At 42.9% G+C, this 21,541-nt stretch carries 13 protein-coding genes and 1 pseudogene; 10 read left to right on the forward strand and 4 right to left on the reverse strand.

Features of this window, described 5'->3' with window-relative positions; genetic code table 11:
• Positions 1-175: 175 nt before the first annotated feature.
• Positions 176-370: a hypothetical protein gene (locus EWM62_RS19420; RefSeq protein ID WP_203234984.1), complete on the reverse strand. Its 195-nt coding sequence runs from the start codon at positions 368-370 to the stop codon at positions 176-178.
• Between EWM62_RS19420 and EWM62_RS19765 the strand changes: the two are divergent.
• Positions 347-397: pseudogene (locus EWM62_RS19765) on the forward strand (hypothetical protein); the annotation flags it as partial. The gene EWM62_RS19420 and the pseudogene EWM62_RS19765 sit on opposite strands and share 24 nt — an antisense overlap.
• Positions 398-735: 338 nt before the next feature.
• Here EWM62_RS19765 and cysQ read toward each other — a convergent pair.
• Positions 736-1,536, reverse strand: coding sequence for a 3'(2'),5'-bisphosphate nucleotidase CysQ (gene cysQ, locus EWM62_RS00635; RefSeq protein WP_129874711.1), 801 nt, complete (start codon positions 1,534-1,536; stop codon positions 736-738).
• A 267-nt stretch (positions 1,537-1,803) separates the two neighbouring features.
• On the opposite strand from cysQ, the gene EWM62_RS00640 reads away from it, so the two are divergent.
• The gene (locus tag EWM62_RS00640; RefSeq protein WP_129874712.1) at positions 1,804-2,877 is read left to right on the forward strand and encodes a c-type cytochrome; all 1,074 of its coding nucleotides are present in this window, start codon (positions 1,804-1,806) and stop codon (positions 2,875-2,877) included.
• A 16-nt stretch (positions 2,878-2,893) separates the two neighbouring features.
• Positions 2,894-3,349 carry a DsrE family protein gene (locus EWM62_RS00645; protein ID WP_129874713.1) on the forward strand — a complete coding sequence of 152 codons (456 nt, stop codon included), beginning with the start codon at positions 2,894-2,896 and terminating at the stop codon, positions 3,347-3,349.
• Positions 3,350-3,469: 120 nt separating this feature from the next.
• On the opposite strand, the gene EWM62_RS00650 is transcribed toward EWM62_RS00645, so the two are convergent.
• Together EWM62_RS00650 and EWM62_RS00655 are read right to left on the reverse strand one after the other, a co-directional pair.
• Entirely contained in the window at positions 3,470-4,162 is a 693-nt protein-coding gene (locus tag EWM62_RS00650; RefSeq protein ID WP_129874714.1) for an adenylate/guanylate cyclase domain-containing protein, read from the reverse strand.
• A gap of 186 nt (positions 4,163-4,348) precedes the next feature.
• Positions 4,349-5,335 (reverse strand): 3-keto-disaccharide hydrolase, encoded by a 987-nt coding sequence (locus EWM62_RS00655; RefSeq protein ID WP_129874715.1) that lies wholly within the window; start codon positions 5,333-5,335, stop codon positions 4,349-4,351.
• A gap of 265 nt (positions 5,336-5,600) precedes the next feature.
• Between EWM62_RS00655 and EWM62_RS00660 the strand changes: the two genes are divergently transcribed.
• The 7 genes from EWM62_RS00660 to EWM62_RS00690 all read left to right on the forward strand — a co-directional run bounded on the left by EWM62_RS00660 (position 5,601) and on the right by EWM62_RS00690 (position 21,521).
• On the forward strand, positions 5,601-5,936 hold the full coding sequence (locus EWM62_RS00660) for an RNA recognition motif domain-containing protein (RefSeq protein ID WP_129874716.1): 336 nt from the start codon (positions 5,601-5,603) through the stop codon (positions 5,934-5,936).
• A 50-nt stretch (positions 5,937-5,986) separates the two neighbouring features.
• A complete protein-coding gene (locus EWM62_RS00665; RefSeq protein WP_238989246.1) occupies positions 5,987-7,885 on the forward strand; it encodes a 7TM diverse intracellular signaling domain-containing protein in 1,899 nt (632 codons plus the stop codon).
• A gap of 491 nt (positions 7,886-8,376) precedes the next feature.
• The gene (locus EWM62_RS00670) at positions 8,377-11,016 is read left to right on the forward strand and encodes a glycoside hydrolase family 2 TIM barrel-domain containing protein (RefSeq protein WP_238989247.1); all 2,640 of its coding nucleotides are present in this window, start codon (positions 8,377-8,379) and stop codon (positions 11,014-11,016) included.
• A gap of 979 nt (positions 11,017-11,995) precedes the next feature.
• Entirely contained in the window at positions 11,996-15,145 is a 3,150-nt protein-coding gene (locus tag EWM62_RS00675; RefSeq protein WP_129874718.1) for a SusC/RagA family TonB-linked outer membrane protein, read from the forward strand.
• Between the two features lie 18 nt (positions 15,146-15,163).
• On the forward strand, positions 15,164-17,035 hold the full coding sequence (locus tag EWM62_RS00680; RefSeq protein ID WP_129874719.1) for a RagB/SusD family nutrient uptake outer membrane protein: 1,872 nt from the start codon (positions 15,164-15,166) through the stop codon (positions 17,033-17,035).
• Between the two features lie 267 nt (positions 17,036-17,302).
• On the forward strand, positions 17,303-19,207 hold the full coding sequence (locus EWM62_RS00685; protein ID WP_129874720.1) for a 7TM diverse intracellular signaling domain-containing protein: 1,905 nt from the start codon (positions 17,303-17,305) through the stop codon (positions 19,205-19,207).
• Positions 19,208-19,646: 439 nt separating this feature from the next.
• Positions 19,647-21,521 carry a glycoside hydrolase family 30 beta sandwich domain-containing protein gene (locus tag EWM62_RS00690; RefSeq protein ID WP_238989248.1) on the forward strand — a complete coding sequence of 625 codons (1,875 nt, stop codon included), beginning with the start codon at positions 19,647-19,649 and terminating at the stop codon, positions 21,519-21,521.
• Positions 21,522-21,541: the final 20 nt, after the last annotated feature.

The raw sequence follows: 21,541 nt of genomic DNA on the forward strand, positions 1-21,541 counted from the left end.
TTAAAAGGCAGCCGGAAAGTTAAATTCATTTTTGCTTTATGGGGCGGAGGGTTTGGCGATGCGCTGATTTAGTATTTATGCAAACCGCTCTTCATCAGCAGTTTTTTAATTCAATGTTGATGATCCGCAGTTATTGCTATTTTAAATGCCCTGTCGTATATTTATATACCTGAAATTAAATTAACTGAGTATATAAGTGCAGAAAATACCCATCAGGCAGCTTGGCCGATCGCAAGAAATTCACCCTTCCGCAGAACGGTTCAAGATCCGCCGGATAGAGGATATCGTTGGTGACCGCGACCTGGTTCACGGTCTTCACCGGCATAATTTCTTTTTTATTCTTGCTGTGAGGAATGGTGAAGGCACCCATGAAATAGATTTTACTTCGCATACCGTTCGGGACAACTCGTTATTCTTTTTAAGGCCCGGCCAGGTGCATCAGTTATATCTTAAAGCAGGATCATCCGGCTACCTTGCTGAGTTTAATACTGAATTTTATAATCCGAAGGAACCTTTGTCAAACCAGCGGCTGAAAAGGGCCAGCAGCAAAAATTTTTGCGGGTTAGATGAAACCCGCTTTGCTAAGCTTGATACGATCCTCGCTTCCATTTTTAATGAATATACCTTAAGAGAGGATGCTTATGAAGAGATGATCAGGTCATCCCTCAAAATATTCTGTATAGCGTACACCCGCCAGGGCAGTAATTATACAGAAAACCGGGTTGCAACCGGCACTTATGCACAGGATCGCTTTGAAGATTTTTTAGGATTACGTGAAAAACATATCGCCACCCATAAACAGGTTTCGGAATATGTAGACCTGATGAACCTTGTCGCCCTATCAGCTTGGCCGGATGCAGTGTCCCATTCCATGGTTGGCCCATGGCGGTAATAAATTTGCGCCAGCCCTTCTGCGATCAAGCAAAATTTCAGGGAACTGCCTACTGAAACCATTTGCCCAACAGGGTATTTTTTTAGCACAGCCGTTTCCTCGTCAGCAGCATGCGAACGGCTGCCAACCACGGTCCAGTTATCAGCTTTATTGTCAATTTTAAGCTGGTTTTTTTGCCCGTCTGCATCTACTTTCCAACTCCCCGTATCTTTTCCGCCATAGAATAACGCGCCAGTTACAGGCACGTAAATAATACCAAATACCGGCTTATTTTTACAGATAAGGGCAATGTTCACGGTAAATTCTCCATTGCGTTTTATGTACTTTTTAGTGCCGTCTAAAGGATCGACGCACCAGTAATATTTATAACCTTTACGAATTTCATACGGTGTGTCCTTTTCTTCTTCAGATATAACAGGGATGGCCGGTGTCAGTTCTTTTAGGCCTTTAACTATAAGCTCATTCGACGCCTGGTCTGCAGCGGTTAGCGGGGAGTTGTCGCTTTTAATGATTACTTCACCGGCTCCTTCGGCATATATTTTTAGTATTGCCGCCCCGGCCTGTTTAGCAATCTCCAACAACTTGCTTAAGGCAATTGCTGGCATACCCGGTAAGGCAAATTCATCTGTTAAGGCTGTTTCCATTCATCAAATATAATATTTACGCTTCATCATATGTTAAAATGTAAGTTTGCACAACTTGCATATTAAATAATGATGCGTTACCCATGCGTAGATTCGATACTTCAGGACGTGTCGTTGTTATTACTGATCGCCCTGTTTACCAATGCTAATTATAGGGCCGTCACACATCAGTTACAGGTGCTTTAAACAACCTTTATACTACCAATTGATGCCTTGGTTAACAATGATTTATGTATCTTGACAACAATATGCAACACATATACAAGCATGAAAGATCAGCAAAAGGATGTACGTTTAGTTAAGTCGGCAGGCAGTATGCCCCGCTATGCCATTTACTGCATTTTAATTGGATTAACAGGGGTTATTATAACTTTTATTGCCTTATCTCATGAACTTGGCAAGCCTTTGGTAAAACGGAAAGGAATTGAGTTGAAAAGCAACCTTATCCCAGCCTCCAGGCCGGTTCCGGCTAACGCCTGGAAAGCACCCGCAGAAAATACCATCCCAGCGGGCAAAGCCGGTGATGCTATCCGCTACGGTCGCGAACTGCTGGCACATACTGCAAAATACTTTGGCCCAAAAGGGACTATCGCGGTGATAAGCAATGGGATGAATTGCCAAAACTGCCACCTTGATGCAGGTAAAAAAATATTTGGCAATAATTACGCGAGCTTTATTTCGAGCTATCCAAAACGAAGCAATAGAAGCGGTAGGATTACGCTGCCGGCAGAACGTATAACCGAATGCTTTGAGCGCAGCCTGGCTGCAATTAAAACGCCTGATACATCTGGTAAAGAGATAAAAGCGATGCTTGCTTATATGAGCTGGTTAGGCCAAAATGTAAAAAAAGGCCAAAACTTATTCGGCAACGCTACCGAAAAACTTGCCTTTATGAACCACGCGGCCGATCCGGTTAAAGGGAAGTCAGTTTTTTTAGCTAAATGTCAAAAATGCCACGGGGTAAGCGGAGAAGGGCTTTTGGCTGCAGATAAGGTTACCTATATTTATCCGCCTTTATGGGGAAAGCATAGCTATAACGACGGCGCTGGTATGTACCGCTTAATTAATTTTGCAGGTTTTGTTAAAAATAACATGCCTTATGGTTCCACCTATCAAAACCCGCAGCTAACGGATGAGGAGGCCTGGAATGTTTCGGCTTTTGTAAACTCACAGCCGCGCCCGCATAAGGATCAGCGTATGGACTGGAACGATCTAAAGAAGAAACCGATAGACTTTCCATTCGGGCCATATTTAGATACATTCAGCGAGAAACAGCATAAGTATGGGCCTTACAAACCTATAAAGGAGGCTCAGAAAGCGCTAATTGATAAAAAATCATAGTCCAATAAATAATTGTATGAAAAAATATACCCTCATTATTGCATTTGCCTTGCTTGGTTTTGTAAAGCAAGTAAGCGCGCAACAAACAGACGCAGATACTTTTACCGGCGCAACGGCCAGGCTTAAACATTACGATGCATTATATATCCTTAACTCCAACGATGATAAAAGGATAAGAGGAACATTACGAAACATCAATAATGCGTTAAACGACGAACGCCTTAAAGGAAAGTTAAATATTGAACTGGTAGTTTTTGGTGACGGCGTAGCTGCATTTATGAAAAGCAGCCCCTACGAGCAAACCTTAAAAGACCTAAAGTTAAGAGGTGTACTGTTGGCGCAATGTAGTAATACTATGCGCGAACGCAATATCAATAAGGCCGACCTGATCGATTTTATCTCTTTTGTTCCCAGTGGTAACGGAGAGATAATTATAAGGCAATACGAAGGTTGGGCAACGGTACATCCGTAGTATTGCCCAATTTTTGTTGCCCCAAAGCGCGTCTTTTTTTTGTTATAGTGTTTATTTAATATCCTGTGTATTGTTAAACCCTGCGAATGCGGGGCGTTTATAAGGAGCCGGCGCAATACCTTACCCCGAGATAGCCAGCAAGTAATCCATATGTTGAGAGGCCGATAATGAAAGGGAGTTGCTGTAAGGTTTACCGGCTAAGCGTACCCGCTGCCCATGAGATATTCCCTGCAAATTAATAGTCTGGTGGTCAAATGCTGCACCATTGGGTTCTAATAACAGGTAGGCATCTTCCGAAATAAGCATATCATTATTAAGCTCCTTGGTTTTGGCTTGAAGCCGTGCCGCGATGTTAACAGGCAGGCCCATTACAGATAATGCGGCAGGGCCTTCCAACCCAAATTCGCCCACAAATACTTTCCCGGTGTGCATGCCAACGCCTATCTCAAGCGGGCCGCCATCAAATGCCTCGTCATGTGCTTCATTAAACAGGTTAACAGTTTGGAACATCACCTTTGCCGCCTGGTATGCATTGTTGGCGGCATCGCGCAGGTTGCTTTGTAAACCAAAAACCGCGTATAGGTTATCGCCCGCTACCTCTACTACCTTACCCTGAAAGTTTTTAATGATCTGGTTAAACGCGGTAAACAAGCGACGCACCACCTGTATCACCGAGCGACCCGGCTGTGACTCCATAAGGCCGGTAAAATTGCGAATATCCAGGAATAAAATAGCCAGTTCCTTTTCGGTATCCGGTAAGGTAGCATTAAGCGCCGGGCAGTCGCCATTCAGTATCAGGTAGTCGTCTTTCATATGCGTATTGTTGAGTGTATACCTATGTAGACGCGAAGCTCACTAAAACATTTTAAATAAAATTCAAATAACCGAATCCTGAAGAAAGGGTGACATTCTTTAGAGTTTTCTATGACAATACCGGGCACATTTAACCCGGCGTAGCTTTATGTACGCTTATTACATTATCAGTAAACCCTTTAATTTTTACTTAGCAGGTGTGATGATAATATTACGGTAATCGATAGGGCCGTGGTCGCCTTGTATCAGCAGCGGGCCCGGCTCACCTTCCTTGCTGTCAATAGCGCCACCGGTAAGCCCCGGGATCTCCTGCCTGCAAATTACCATGGTGCCGTTGGCTACAATGGTAATTAAGCGGCCTACCAGCGTAATATCATACGATTGCCATTCGCCCGCATTTTTGGCCATCATTTTATTTGGAGGAAGAAAGCCATACACCGAGCTAAACTGGTTATTTATAGGCTCAGGCTCGCCGCTTTTGGTATCAATTACCTGTATTTCGTAACGGCCGCGCAGGTAAACCCCGCTGTTACTGCCTTGTTTGTACCTAAACTCGATGTGGAGTTTAAAATCGTTGAATTTTTTATCGGTGATAAGGTTAGCACCTGATTTTTTGCTTCTTAATATACCGCCTTCAACAACCCATTGGTTTTTTCCATCAGTATGCCAGCCTTTGGTATCTTTTCCGTTAAATAACCTGATGGGCTGCCCCCAAACCGGTGCTTTTGTCCGTACCAGTGAAGGTGCGCGTACGCCGGTGAAATTATAAGATTTGCCGTCGGTATAAACCATAGTGCCTTTAATAGCGTTGCCGTCTACCTCAAATTCAAAATCCATATTACGGGTTCCTTCTTCCCATTGCGGCGGGATAGAGAAACTGTATTTACCACTATTTGTCATTACCTGCGAAATTGGCCTTGCGCTGCCAAATGCATAGGTGTAACGACCGATCAGCGTATGCGTGCCCGATTTTTGCACCTCTAACCACGAAGGGAGGCTTTTACCGTCTTTTTCTATGGTGATATCCCATCTGCCAATAACGTCAGGATCTTTGGCCATGGCATGGCTTTGTGCCGATGCTTTACCTGCGGAAAAAATAAACAGTGCCAGTATAATTTGTACACCTAAAAAGCGTAAAGTGCTTTTGCTTTTTAAAACGGATAAATTTTTCATATGCTGATATTGAGATTCTAAATCTACAAACTAAATCAACAATACAAAAAAGAGAATTAAATACACCCGGAAACAGGTGTTTTCTGCTATGGCATTAGTCAATTATATTGCTATAATTGTCTTTTTTTGGCTGATAATGATTTGCGGGCTTTTGCGCATTATTGGTTTTGTATGATAAATAACACATTATAAGATACTTAAAAGTATAAAACAGCATAACATAGCATTTTTAATGCGGTTGATTGCTTAGTTTTGCAGTGTACAGATGGAAAAAATGGTTAAATTATTTGTAGGCGGCTTCCCGCTGGAAATGACAGAATTAGAACTGGTTCAGATGGTTGCGCTATATGGCGAGGTATCTACCATTAAAATTGTACGCGATAAAAAGACAAAAATATGTAAAGGGTACGCTTTTATTGAAGTAACCGATTACCAGGGGGCTAAACAAATAATAGAAGCCTTAAACGGCACTACCTTAGCGGGCCGGCAGTTAACCATCAGCATTAAAGAAGATGAACCTGAAGGAGTTAAACCGCCCGTTTATATGAAAATAAGGCGACCTGATGAACCGGTTAGGGCCAAACGGCCAAGGCGCGTGTAGTAAGCCGGTTTGTTAAATTGCTTTTTATTTTGCCATTAATTTTACAGGAGTTGAAAAGAAGCCTATTCATACTTTATTTATGTTTTGCCGTTTTCTCTTTGCAGGCGCAAACCACTTTAACCGTTAATAAAAGTGTTAAGCAACATAAATTTATACTGAACGAGGTTGGCTACCTGGAAGACAGCAGCAACCGGTTAACCTTTGCGGATATTAGAAAAGCCACCCCCGGCGCATTTAAAATAAACCACACCCATTATCCTAATAATGTAAATACGGGTTCAACCTACTGGTTCCGCGTTAAAATTAAATTCGACGAAACGCTTGATAACAACAGCATCATTGAGTTTTTTGACCAGACCACTGATGAAGTAACCGCTTACATGCCCGATATGGAAGGGAACTATATCGCGACAGCTTCGGGTGCAAAGCTTAAATTTGATAACAGGCTTTATCATCACAAAAACTTCGAATTTTTAATAAAAGACACCCGCAAGGGCGAGTATACCTACTACTTTAAAGTAAAGTCGCGGAATTTGGTTACCGTGATTATCGTTTACCGTACGCTTGATTACTTTGTACGTTACGCGCTGAACGAGTACTTGTGGTACGGTCTGTTCTATGGCATGATACTGATATTTTGCTTCCACAACCTATTGATGTTCCTGGCCGTAAGGCGAAAGCAATACCTGTATTATGTCTTTTATGTATTAAGTGTTGGCTTTTACGAAATGAGCGCCGATGGTATAGCCTTCCAGTACTTATGGCCAGGCATGCCGTTGTTAAATACCTATGGTAACGGCATAGCGCTGTATCTTACAAGCTTTTTCGCACTTATATTCAGCAAGCAGCTTTTACAGGTAAAACAAAAATCGCCAGGGTTTAATAAGCTTATAAATACAGTACTTGCTGCAAGAACAGTTTACTTCTTGTATTGCCTGCTCTTAAGCCCGTCATTGTTTGTTTACAAGTTTGTTGAGGTTATCCCACTCTCGATCGTATTTATTACAGGATTGCACATTTACCGTAAAGGGTTTAAGCCCGCCAGGTTTTTTGTATTGGCATATTCTTTTCTGTTTGTTGGTTTTATGATCAGGGCGCTTCGTGCGCTTGGCTATACTTATTTTTTGCCGGCGTCTGTAAGCTATTACAGCTTAAGCCTTTGTTTTATTATCGAGATGGTTTTATTGTCGTTTGCCATTGGCGACCAGGTGCGGATATTGCGGCGGGAAAAGGATGCCGCCAACGCAGAAACCATCCGCCAGATGAAGCTGAACAGCCAGTTGAAGGATTCTATAAACCTTGAGCTTGAGCAACAGGTACAGGTAAGGACAAGGGAGGTAGTTGAAAAATCAAACGAGATACTCGGGCAAAACAGTATCATCGAGAATCAGAACAAACTGTTAGTAACTGTTAACAAGCAATTAGAAGCGCAGGCCGGCGAAATACTAAGGATGAATGTATTGCTTGAAAAGGATAATGTGCAGTTAAAAACCAACATAGGGAAGGTAAGCGAATCGAGGGCTTTATCCGCCGAAATGGATTTTAAAGAATTTAGTGCCGAGTATCCCGACCAGGAAACCTGTTTTAAATTTTTAGCTGCTTTAAAATGGAAGGATGGATATATATGTACCCGTTGCCAAAACACTACGTACTGCGCAGGCAGGTTGCCGCATAGCCGCCGTTGCACTAAATGCAGCTACGAAGAATCGGCCCTGCACAATACCATTTTTCAAAATAACCGCATCCCTATAAATAAGGCGTTTTATTTAACTTATTTAATTTACTGCACAAACGGTAGTATCTCATCACATCAACTTGCCGAGCGGCTCAGTATAAGGCAAAGTACCTGCTGGACCTACGCCATCCGTATTAAAAAAGTTATGCAGGAAAAGAAACGTTCAAAAAAGAAAACCGACCAACAGCAAGGCTGGAGCACACTGGTCGTTTAAACCACAGAATTATAAAAAAATTTATTTAAACGAATATGTGAATGCCAAACGGCATTGATTTCATTTTTTAAAACGATGGAAATTTTGATGAAGAAATTCACCAAAGGCAGGGTATTTGAACACCTTGGTATATAACTGGTTCAAATAATTTTATAAGCAAGTCTACAACAAAACTTACTGTTTTTTTATTTTAAAGCCTCTTTTCTACGAAAACGTTATCGTAAAAAATAAGCCGGCAGCAATCTGGTTTACTCAAACGTTTTCGTAGAAATATATCTGCGGTTTAGCTAAACTTAACTCATTTACATCGTATAATTGATATGAAATGTACCTGATTAACCAATTACAGGCAGCAATTAGCAAATTTAACTAAGCCAATTATGAGAATAATGCCTTTAAACAGGTTGCTAATATATGTGTTGATGCTTTTTAAGCTGCGGGAGTTGCTATACAATAAAACTTACTTAAAGAGTGTGCTGTATACCTTGCTTTTGACCAGTACATTATGCGGGAAAGCTTATTCACAATCGCGCCTGGTTACAGGGTTCAATAAGGGTTGGCTATTCACTAAAGATAATTTTGAACCCGGGGCCAAAAATCCGGAAATAGGGTGGCAGCAGGTTAGCATACCACATACCTGGAACGCTAATGATGTGATGGACGACAAACCCGGCTATTATCGCGGAGCCTGCTGGTACGTTAAAAACCTAACTGTACAAAGCGCGTCGCTTCAAAAAAAACTGTATCTGTATATTAATGGGGCAAACCAGGTTACAGATGTTTATGTAAACGGGCATAAGGCAACAACCCATATTGGCGGATATACCCGTTTTTGTGTTGAGCTTAACAGTTATTTACGCCCCGGCACAAATAACCAGATAGCTTTAAGAGTAGACAACAGTTTTAACGAAGACATACCCCCGCTTACGGCTGATTTCACCTTTTTTGGTGGTCTGTACCGTGATGTTGAACTGACTGCCGTTAATAACACCCACTTTAGCTTAAATAAGGCTGCTAACGGCGTATTTATAACTACGCCAAGGGTATCTGCAACAAAAGCTTTAGTAAGCGTACAAGGCAGGATAAATAACGAACAAGGGATTTCAAAAAAGTTGCGCGTAGTAGCAGAGATTACAGGTAGTAATGGAAAACAGGTTGCGCATAGGGCAACTGTTATTAACATGATTAACAAAGGCAGCGATTTTAAAATATCCCTGCCCGAAATAGCCAATCCGCACTTGTGGGCACCGGAAGATCCTTACCTGTATAAAGTAACATGCAGCATAATCGATGTACTGTCGGGGAAGGTGTTAGACCGGGTTACAAATAACCTTGGGCTGCGTTGGTATAAGTTTGATGCTGAAAAAGGTTTTTTTCTGAACGATAAGCCATACAAGCTAATAGGGGCAAGCCGCCATCAGGATTTTGAGGGGCTTGGTAATGCTTTGCCGGATAGCTACCACAAACGCGATGTGTTACTGCTAAAGAAAATGGGCGGTAATTTTTTGCGTGTGGCCCACTATCCGCAGGATAAAAGTGTTTTGGATGCCTGCGATAGCCTGGGCATTTTAGCCTCGGTAGAGATCCCGGTTGTAAATGCCATTACCGAAACCGACGCTTTTACCCGCAACAGCAAGAATATGCTGGTAGAAATGATAAGGCAAAATTTTAACCACCCCAGTATTATTATATGGGCCTACATGAACGAGGTATTACTAAAACCCGAATTTGGTAACGATAAACCACGCCAGGCGGTATATTTTAAAAACGTGAGGGACCTTGCAGCGCAACTGGACAGCCTTGCAAGGATAGAAGACCCATCGAGATATACCATGATAGCCTGCCATGGCGATTACAACAGGTATAAGCAGGTTGGGCTGATAGATATACCTATGCTAATAGGCTGGAACTTATACCAGGGATGGTATGGCGGCAAAACAGAAGATTTTGCAAAGTTTTTAGATAAATTTCATGCCGGGTACCCCAAACTGCCCATGCTGGTGACCGAATATGGCGCCGATGCTGATGCCAGGATCCGGTCGCTTAGCCCTGAACGGTTCGATAAAAGCATTGATTATGCTGTTGATTTCCACAGGGTTTATTTAAAGGCGATGCAAAGCCGGCCATTTGTTACCGCCGGCATAATATGGAACCTGGCTGATTTCAGTTCGGAAGAAAGGGCCGAAACAACACCGCATATAAATGCAAAGGGTTTACTTACCCAAAACAGGCAGCCAAAAGATGTTTATTTTTTTTACCAGGCCAACCTGCTCAAAACCCCATTTTTAAAAATATCCAACTGGGCTTACCCAACGGGCCTGGCCGATAGCCTTGATCACAACATATGCACGCAGCCATTAACCGTTTTTTCCAATTTATCGCAAGTTTCGATTAAAGTGAATGGCAAAAACCTGGGCACTAAATCAACCGCGGATGGGATGGCTGTTTGGAACGTACCATTTTTAAATGGCAGAAACATTATAGAAGCATCAGGCAACGCCGATGGTAGTACGATCAGGGACCGGTCTGTCGTCGGTTTTAGTTTAATACCCACCAATTTGCCCGCGGCAAAAGTTACAGATATAAAGATAAATGCCCTTTTAGGTTCAAAACGGCAATTTATTTCGAAGGATGGTACGGTATGGTTGCCGGCCCAGCCTTATGTAAAGGGAAGTTTTGGGTTTACGGGCGGCGAGCCTTACAAACTCAAAGGGAATAACCGGCTAAGCTACGGTACCGACCGCAACATAAATTTAACCGACGACGACCCTGTTTACCAAACCCAGCAGGTGGGGATACAGTCATTTCACTTTGATGTACCCGATGGGGAGTACCAGCTTACCCTGCACTTTGCCGAACTTACCACAAATAACCCTGCAGGCGCGCTTGCCTATAACCTGGATAATAATGCTAATAAGCAGGCCCTGGATGATAGGGTATTTACTGTTGAAGTGAACCAAGAACCTGTTTTAAGTAATTTTAGCATCGCACCAAAATATGGAGTTTTAACCGCGGGCAGCCATAAGTCCACCATTTTGGCAACCGGCCATAGGGGTATAAACATTCTATTTACTCCCATAACAGGCCAGGCCGTTTTAAATGCGATACAACTTACGGGCCTTAAAAATTAAGCCTCCATTTAAATTTAATGATGCCATTTTGCAGCAAAGCGAGTTTTTATTGGTGTTTATAAAAAAGTGCCCGTTTAAGTCCATTTAGCAGGCCATTACACCCGTTAATTTATCGGGTGTGTTCCATAGAATTGCTTGCAGGTTCTATTCAGTTTTATTGTAAGGATTTTTTCCGGTGACACAAATTCGATTGCCGCTGCTGCCAATCAGAAATAATCGTCAGCACTTAAGGTATGGATGTAGCTATTATGCAGATCTGAATCGGGGCATACAGCGACAAATATTAATTTCAACACGCCAAGTAATACCCAATTTTCATCCGGAAACATTCAGATTTTACCGGAAAAAAACTCAATTTTTTTCAAAAAATCAACTCCAAAAATCGCTTATTTATGCCGAAACCGGGCAGAATAAATTCAGGTATTTGCCGGCAATTTCATAAACGCGCGTTTCTAAACCCTTTGTTGGGTTTAGTAGTAATTTATGAGTTGTCAACCCGCCAAAATATTGATAAAAATCTCCCATTTGAGGTGTTTTTTTGGCCGAAAACAGCCCATTTCTATCTCTTTTTTCCTGTTGTTTTCGGGGTGATTTTTTTTCAAATTTTTTTCAAATTTTTTCATTGTTCAGTAAGCGTATCACCTGCAAATGGGCTTATCAGTTATGTATGCCTAATTGCTGCATAAACAACGTTTTATGTGTATCACCTATTGCGATTTTATCGTATCAGAAAATATTTAAATGTCTAATTATCAATTAATTATAACGTTTAATCTATTGCAAAAACCACATGTACAAACTATGTTTACCAGGCCAATAATTACTATTTAACCAATTTAATTCCGGAGGATTTCACGATGAGGTAATCGCTTTTATTGCAGACATAATCTGCATAAGCATTTGGGCAAACCAGGTTTGCATTTTGCGCGGATTCCGGCAGCTGTGCTGCTTAATCAATTAAACACATTAATTACAAATTATGAAAAAAAGAATTACTCTAATTTTTGCTTTCCTTATAACAACGCTAACGATGTCCTTTGCTCAGGATATTACAATTAAAGGAGTTGTTAAGGACAAACAGGGGTTGCCCATGCCGGGTGTAACTGTAAAAAATAAAACGGCTGCAAACGGTACAATAACTGATGTTAACGGCGGCTACTCAATTACCGCTGCGGGCAATGCAATACTGTTATATAGCTTTATGGGCTATATAACCCAGGAGCAGCAGGTTGATGGCCGTACAACTATAAATGTTACTTTGGAAGATGACAGTAAGCAGCTTGCCGAAGTTGTGGTTATAGGTTATGGTACCCGTGCGGTTAAAGACGTTACCGGCGCTATTACCAGTGTTAAAGCCGAAAAATTTGAAAATGACAACCCAACCAGTGTTGCAGATGTATTGCGTGGTTCGGTACCGGGGATATCAGTGGCGCTTAACACCTCTGCTAAAGGTGCTAAAACAGACGATTTTCAGGTTAGGGGGAAAGCGAGCCTTTCGGGCAATGTAAACCCACTGATAGTTTTAGACGGGGTAATTTACTTTGGCGATATTGCAGATATTAACCCCAATGATATTGACAGGGTTGATGTGCTGCGCGACCCAAGCGCATTGGCAGTGTACGGTGCACAGGCTGCCGGTGGTGTTGTAGCCATAACTACTAAAAAAGGTAAAAAAGGTGGGTCGGTTGTCACCTTGAATGCGAATGTAGGTGTTGCCCAATTACTCCAAAATCAAAAATTTTACCAGGGAGAGGACTTTCTTCACTGGCGCTCGGATGTGCAGCGAAGCGCTAACACAACCAAACCATACTATTTTTACAGCGACCCGCGTAACCTGCCGGATGGTGTTACTGTCGATCAGTTCTTATCAGGCGCTACAGGCGACCCTGTTGATGTTTATTTACAACGCCTAGGCCTTTTCCCTAACGAAATTACCAACTACAAAGCCGGTAAAGTTACCGATTGGTCCAAGCTTATCTTTAGGGACGGCGTTCGGCAGGATTACACAGCAAGTTTATCAGGCAGGAGCGAAACTGTGAGCTATTATTTTTCGGGCAACTTTACCAATAACCAGAACCTGATACAAGGCGGCGATTATAATAACACCCGTTTCCGCGTAAACCTGGAAGGAAAGGCAGCCAAATTTTTAACAATAGGCGTAAATGCACAATTCTCGATGCGTGATGAAAGCAATTCAAGCAATCCATTCGGCGTTTCGGGATACGACCTTCACCAGGCCGACTGGGGGCAGATCATCAATTCGTCACCATATGGCGACGTTTACAAACCCGACGGCAGTTTAACCCGTATTGATACTGATGATAGCGGCTTAAACCAGCGTAACCCATTCCTGGGTAACCGGTATAACGATAATGTTAGCAGGCAAAATGTTTTGTTTTCAACATTATTTGCAAAGGTTGATCTTCCTTTTGGCTTTAAATACACACTGAATTTCTCACCTCAGATCGAAGCATACCGTAACTTCTTTTTCAGGCCGGGCGAAAACCCCAACGAGATAGCTGTGAACGGCCTTACAGGTACGGCCTACCGTTCGATGGAAGAGCGTTACCGGTATAACATCGATAATATTTTAAGCTGGAACAAAACATTTGGTATCCACACTTTTGATGCAACCTTTTTGTTAAATAAAGAAAAATACCAAACCTGGTATACCCGTACAAATAACTCGCAGTTTAGCCCAAGCGATGTTTTAGGCTATCATAATATTGGTGCAGGTACTTTGCCTGTTGAAAGCAGCGACGACCGCGTTTACAACGCCGATGCTATAATGGGCCGTGTAAACTATACCCTTTTAGGTAAGTATAACTTTACCTTTACGGCACGAAGGGACGGTTTCTCGCCATTTGGCTTAACAAGGCCGCGCCAAAGCTACGCCGATGGTGCAGTAGCATGGACCTTCAGCGATGAGAAACTCTTTAAAAAGGATTTTTTTAAGTGGTTAAACTATGGTAAACTACGCTTTGGTTACGGATCGAACGGTAACCGGTTATCAAGCGGTACTGCCGATCCAAGCCTTGCCCTGGCTATTATAAATGCATCAAAATATCCTACAGTTTCTAACGGGACCGCAACAAACAATAATACTATCCTGGTAGCATCGATGCAAAATAACCTGCTAACCTGGGAGCGTACAACAGGCCCCAACTTAGGGTTGGATTTTGCCATACTCAACAACCGCCTTAGCGGTTCGGTAGATGTGTACAATCGTAAAACAACCGGCCTGATAGTTAAACGCACCCTGCCACGAATTATGGGTTACACAATCCCCGATGTTTATACAAACATTGGTGAAGTAAATAATAAAGGTATCGAAGTATTGCTGGAAGGTAAGATCATCCAAAGCAAAAACTTTAACTGGAATGCGAGCGGCACATTTTACTTAAACCGCAACAAGCTTGTGCATTTGTATGGTTCATCAACCGCTACCGATGCCGGGGGTAACACAGTTACTGTTCCGGAAAAAGATGACATTGGTAACGGGTGGTTTATCGGGCGTGATATTGATGCCGTTTGGGATTACAATGTAAAAGGTGTTTGGCAAACTGCCGAGCTTGACGAAGCCAAGAAATACGGAGCATTACCTGGTGATTTTAAACTGGAGGACCGTACAGGCGACTTTAAATTTACCAACGATGATAAAGTTTTCAAAGGCTCAACCGCCCCAAAATTCAGCTGGTCGTTACGTAACGAGTTCAATTTCCTGAAGAATTTCGATTTTTCGTTTATGCTGGTATCAAGCATTGGGCAGTTAAGGCAATTTAACAATGCGGTTAACAACCCTGGCAGTGTAGGTAATGGCCGTATGAATTCGTACGCGTTACCTTACTGGACACCTGATAACCCCATTAACGACTACGCGCGACTGAACTCAGGCTCGTCTGGCACAACTATCAACATATGGCGCAAAGCATCGTTTGTAAGGCTGCAAACAGTATCGTTAGGTTACACCTTTAGCCCCAATTTGATAAAACGCCTTGGTATGTCGAGCGCTAAGCTGTTTGTAAATGCTACAAACGCCGCCGTTATGTCCGACTGGCCTCTTTGGGATCCGCAAAATAACGGCCCAACCCCAAGGTTTTTGGCAGCAGGATTTAACGTCACTTTTTAAAGTATAAAGAAACAGAATATGAAAAAGATAAATAAAAATATAATAGCCGCGCTGGCAATTGGAGCGGTGTTTGCAGCCGGCGGATGTACAAAACGGAGTGATCTTTTCCCCGAAGCACCATCTAAATATACACCGGGTAACACATTAACTACACCGGGCGCTTTCCGTGCGTTGCTGCTTAACTTAAACTTAAGCGTTAGGTTTGAGTTTTTTGGCGACTCCGCGCCCATGTTAACCGAATCTATTTTTACCGATGCAGCTGTTGAAGGTACTACTGATAAAACAACCCCTGCACAGGACCTGAACATACGGATAACCCCTACAGCAAATCTAAACAGTAACGATTATAATAAAATTGGTAATTACTGGGAGGTATGGTGGCAGGGTGTGCATGATGCAAACGTTATCATATCCAGGATCAATGATATTCAGTGGCCATCTGACGATGATAAAAACAAGGTGTTAAGTGCCGCGTATTTTCACAGGGCTTACAGGTATTACCGTTTAGTACACGAGTTTGGTGATGTTCCGCTTCTTTTAAAAGAAGAAACGATCGTAAATACATCATATGTAAGTACACAACGTATGGTTATCCTTAAAAAAATGAAGGAAGACCTTGATTTTGCCGTAACAAAACTTACTGACGATGGCAATAAGGGCGAGCCTTCAAAAGGCGCTGCTGCCCATTTATTAACCAAAATAAACCTTGCATTAGGTTTATTTGACGATGCCATAACATCAGCTAACATTGCCATAAACGGCCCTTATGCTTTAATGACCAACCGCTTTGGTATTGTTGCAGGCGATGCCACCAAAAATGTTGTTTGGGACTTACACAGGCCCGAAAATAAATCTATCGCGGCAAACACCGAAGCGCTATACGTAGTAATAGATCGGGAGAATTTAGATGGAGCTACCAGCTTTGGTTCGCAGTTAATGCGTAATTGCGTACCCATGTGGCACAACGGCACCATACTTACACCGGGTGCGTTAAAACCGGGTATATCTGATAAGGTGACAGAGGAGTTTCCGCTTACACTTTGGTATGGCCGTGGTATTGGCCGTTTGCGAGGTACACCCTATGCTACCAAATACATCTGGACCGATAACACCGACCTGCGCCATGCAAAAGGCATGTGGGTGGACATGACAGATCTGGTTTATAATCAACCCGGGCTTAAAACATCAGACCCGGCCTGGTATGGCAAACACCTGGAGCAATATACCGCGGATAATGTAAACCAACGTTTCCTGAACGGCGCTAAGGATACCATACGCGCATGGTTTGGCTGGCCACATTACAAAGTGTTTATTGGATCGGGTACTACCGCATCTGATAAGTGGTGGAGCCCGCCACGTGGTACCAATACAGACTGGTACGTGTTTCGTTTAGCCGAAACTTACCTTTTACGCGCCGAAGCTTACTGGTGGAAAGGGCAAAATGCCCTGGCTATGGCCGATATTAACAAGGTACGCGCACGCGCCAATGCCGCACCACTAACAGATGCAAGTAAAGTAAATATCGGTACCATACTTGATGAGCGCCAAAGAGAGCTTTTTTGGGAAGAGCCGCGTAAAGACGAGCTTACCCGCATGGCTTTTATATTTGCCCAAACAGGTAAAGCTGCTTATAATGGTAAAACTTATAACGTAGCGAATTTCTCTACCGACAACTTCTTTTACGACAGGATAATGGAGAAAAACGATTTTTATAAAAATCCTAATGTTATTACTAACTCGGGTAACCACTTTACAATTTCGCCCTACCACGTATTGTGGCCTATACCGCAAAACGATATAGATTTAAATATTAATGGGCATATAAACCAAAACAAGGGGTATTCCGGCTCAGAGAGTAATGTGCCTCCGCTTGATAAAGTGGTAGAATAATATATCCTCCTAAACCTTAAGGCCGGGCTTACAAATAGTAATGCCCGGCTTTTTGTTATTAGGAAAATGAGCAGCTATCAGTATATTACGTAATATTTACAGGCCTAAAAAAAATTACACAAGGGGCGGGTTAGTTTGTTTAGCTAATGTTACCCGCAAGGTAACCAAAAAGCCCCTCGCCCCAGAACGGGGCGCTATTTTAAACAGGAAGTAAAATATAAACACCTTTGCCTGTGTTGCCAGTGCAAAGGATTTAATAAATACTGTATGTATAAAATTTATCCTTGCTTTTTTTTGTGCGTGCTTTTAGCCGTGTTTGGCAAACCTGTATATGCACAAATTGTAGTGCCTGTAACCGATACGGCCAAACAACATGTATTCAAGCTTGGCGAGATCGAGTACTACCGCGAACCGGGTAGTACATTAACTATCAAAGAGGTAAGCAGCCCCACGTTTAGCGGTAAATTTGTAGCTAACCAGGATGCTACCCCGCAAATAAAAGATTTTAGCAGCACTTATTGGTACCGTATTAAGCTAAACCAAAGCATCGCTACAAAAAACAATTGGATACTTGAGTTTTTTGATCAAACTATTGATAGCATAACGGTTTATTCGCCCACCAAAGGCAACACTTACACCGCAACGCAGCTGGGCAGTAACAAACCGTTCAGCGACCGTTTGGTTAGCCACAAAAACTTCAGCCTTACTATTAATAACGACCTTAAACAGCAAAATACATATTATTTCCGCCTGCGGTCAAACCAATCGGCTAATGTTGTTATCGTACTGCGATCGGTAAACTGGTTTATCAGCTACGCGCTTGACGAGTACTTTTTCTTTGGGATATTTTATGGGATGATACTGGTTTTTGGCCTGTATAACTTTATGATGTTTATTGCCATGCGGCAAAGGCAATACCTGTATTACATAGTTTATAACCTTAGCATTGGCCTGTACGAAATGTGTACCGATGGCGTTGCCTACCAGTACCTTTGGCAAATGGCCCCCGGCTGGAACCACTATGCATATGGCGTCGCGTTGTTCCTGGCCAGCGTATTTGCTATGCTTTTTGCACAAAGCCTGCTCAATTTAAAGGCGAACGCCCCGCGGTTTAACCGGTTATTAAATTACGTTATAATTGCCCGTGTAGTATTCTTTTTGGCCTGCCTTTTTATAAACCGGCACTGGTTTAGTTATAAGATAGTAGAGTTTATACCCCTGTGTATATCTTTTGTGGCAGGTTGTTATGTTTTACATAAAGGATACAGGGCGGCACGTTTCTTTGTTATTGGTTATAGTTTCCTGTTTATTGGGTTTATTATAAAATCACTTATTGCTTTAAATATCTGGTGGCTGCCGGTTACGGCGCTCAATTTTTATAGCCTGAGCTTTTGTTTTATTATGGAGATGCTGTTTATAACCTTTGCCATTGGCGACAGGCTGCGGCTGCTTAAGCGCGAAAAGGACCAGGCGAACCAGAAAATGATAAAGCAGTTGCAAAAGAACGAGGAATTGATGGACCTGCTGAATAAAAACCTGGAAGACCAGGTGGCCAACCGCACCCGCGAGCTGATGGCACAATCATCCGTAATAGCCCTGCAGAATGAAGAACTGATGGCTGTGAACGATCTGTTGCAGCAGCAGGCCGAAGAAATTTCGAGGATGAACGTACTGCTGGAAAAAGACAATATGCTGCTGCATAACGATATTGAAAAAGTTACATACGATAGGGTGATGCTGGCCGATGTTGATTTTGAAGAATTTAGCAGGATTTATCCCGACCGCGAAACCTGCTTTAAGTTTTTAGCAGATCTAAAATGGAAAAACGGATATGCCTGCAAAAAATGCGGCAACATGCATTATGGCAACGGGCACTCGGCGTATAGCCGCAGGTGCTCAAAATGCGGATACGAGGAGTCGGTTATAGCCTATACTATTTTGCAGAATACACGTATCCCCATAAATAAAGCTTTCTACATGATCTTCCTGATGTATTCGACAAGGGGCAAGATCTCGTCTCATAAACTCTCCGAAATACTTTCAATAAGGCAAAGTACCTGCTGGGTATATAGCACCCGGATAAAAAAGGCGATGGAACACGCTAAAAAGGCACTAAAAAACGCCGGGAACAAAGGTTGGAGCGCGCTGGTTATTGATACCACTTCCGAATAATCACTGTTTCGCGCATATTTAAAACCACTCGCAGGTTACACATTTGGCAAGGTTATCAAACATCTTTACACCCTGTAGCTATTTTGCTTAAAAATTAATGTGTGAAGTAAGCGTATCAAAACTTTTATGCCTGTTTTTTAAATAGGGCTTCAAGTAGTGCATGGCTATATTTCAGTTGGTTTACATTGTGAAGCAAGCGTATCAAATTTTGTTTAATTAGTTAATTATCAATTATTTATGTAATTTTTTACTTGATTGTAACGTAAAAATTACTGTAAATTTGTTTTAACCAATTACATCTGCATCTGCCTTATTCTTTAAACTCAAACAAGTGTATACTGCCTTAATAAGCAAATGTACGCCCGGCTTGTTAAATAAAAGTTAATGGCTTTTGTGATAGTATACATGCAAACCAATTACTCAAACCAAATAAACACTTATGAAAATCAACTACAAATTCAAGTTGCTGATGGCAGGGGCAATGGCTTTTGCCTTGCTGGCCTATGCGTGTAAAAAAGATGTGCGGCCCGATGCTGCCGACACTGCAAAATCTGCCGGTACGGTTGTACGCGCCGCCAACGAGGTGGTAAACGCGTGGCTTACCACATCAAACAAATCGAGCCTGCTGGCGCAAAGCAGTTTAAATTTTGCCGCGGATGCCGGCACAAACCCCAACACCATAACGGTTGATGAAAATACCACCTACCAGGGTATAGATGGTTTCGGCTTTACACTTACCGGCGGCAGCGCCAGTTTGCTTAACGGTTTGGGCGGTAATAAATCGGCTGTGTTGAACGAACTGTTTGGCACCGGCAACGGGCAAATAGGGATCAGTTACCTGCGTATCAGCATCGGCGCGTCTGACCTTAGCTCCTCAGATTTTACCTACAATCAAACCTCGGGCGATGTTAACATGAATAATTTTAGTTTGGCGCCCGAGAATACCGATTTCCTGCCTATCCTTAAAAGTATTATCGCTATCAATCCCAATATAAAAATACTGGCAACCCCCTGGACGGCCCCAACCTGGATGAAGGTGAATACTACAGGCAACAACGGGTACACCGGCGGCAGTTTAAACACAGCTTATTATGATGCTTACGCCCGTTATTTTGTAAAATACATACAGGCCATGAAGGCGCAGGGCATCACTATTGATGCTATTACCCCGCAAAACGAACCGCTAAACCCGTACAATAACCCCAGTATGGTTATGCAGGCTAACGAGCAGGTAAACTTCATTAACAATAACCTTGGCCCGCAATTACGTAACGCGGGTTTAAACACCAAAATAATAGCCTACGACCACAACGCCGATGTACCAAGTTATGCTACAACGGTTGTTGGCGGTGCAAGCCAGTATGTTGATGGCTCGGCGTTTCACTTATATGCCGGCGATATAAGCGCTTTAACAGGTGTACACAATGCCTATCCAAATAAAAACGTGTACTTCACCGAGCAATGGGTGGGTGCACCAAGCAACTTTGGCGGCGACCTGGGCTGGCACATCAATACCCTTATTATTGGCGCTACCCGTAACTGGAGCCGTAATGTTTTAGAGTGGAACCTTGCCGCCGACCCTAACAACAACCCACACACCAACGGCGGCTGCAGTACATGCTTAGGCGGTATTACAGTTAGCGGCACATCTATTACCCGTAACGTTGGCTATTATATCATTGCCCATGCTTCAAAGTTTGTAAGGCCGGGCGCGGTACGTATCAGTTCGAACGTGGCAGGCAGCATACAAAACGTGGCTTTTAAAAACAGCGATGGCTCAAAAGTGGTTATCGCATCAAACAGCGGCGGCAGCACGGTAAGCTTCAAATTAAAGTGGGGCGACGAATCCTTTATCTACAGCCTGGCAGCAGGTGCGGTAGTTACCTTTAAATGGTCGGGTACACAGTCAAGCGGTGGCGGCGGCGGCACAGGTGCGCCAATTGGCTCAACCATCACCCTTAAAGGGTTCAATAACCAATACGTAAGCAGCGAAAACGGTACCCAGGCCATGAATTGCAACAGGCCATCCCCACAGGGATGGGAGCAATTTACCGTTGTTGATGCAGGTGGCGGCAAAATAGCTTTGCGCAGCCAGAATAAATATGTAAGCAGCGAGAACGGTACGCAGGCTATAACCTGTAATCGCGCAACCATAGGCGATTGGGAAAAATTCGACTGGGTGCCAACCACAGATGGTAAAGTTACCTTCAGAGGGAATAACGGCAAATTCGTATCCAGCGAAAACGGCGCACAAGTCATGACCTGTACCCGGGCAACAGCATCGGGCTGGGAAGCATTTGGCGTAAATCAATAAACCAAAAAACCATTATAACT

Origin of the sequence: Mucilaginibacter terrigena (assembly GCF_004168255.1) — a bacterium.
GTDB classification, from domain to species: Bacteria; Bacteroidota; Bacteroidia; order Sphingobacteriales; family Sphingobacteriaceae; genus Mucilaginibacter; species Mucilaginibacter terrigena.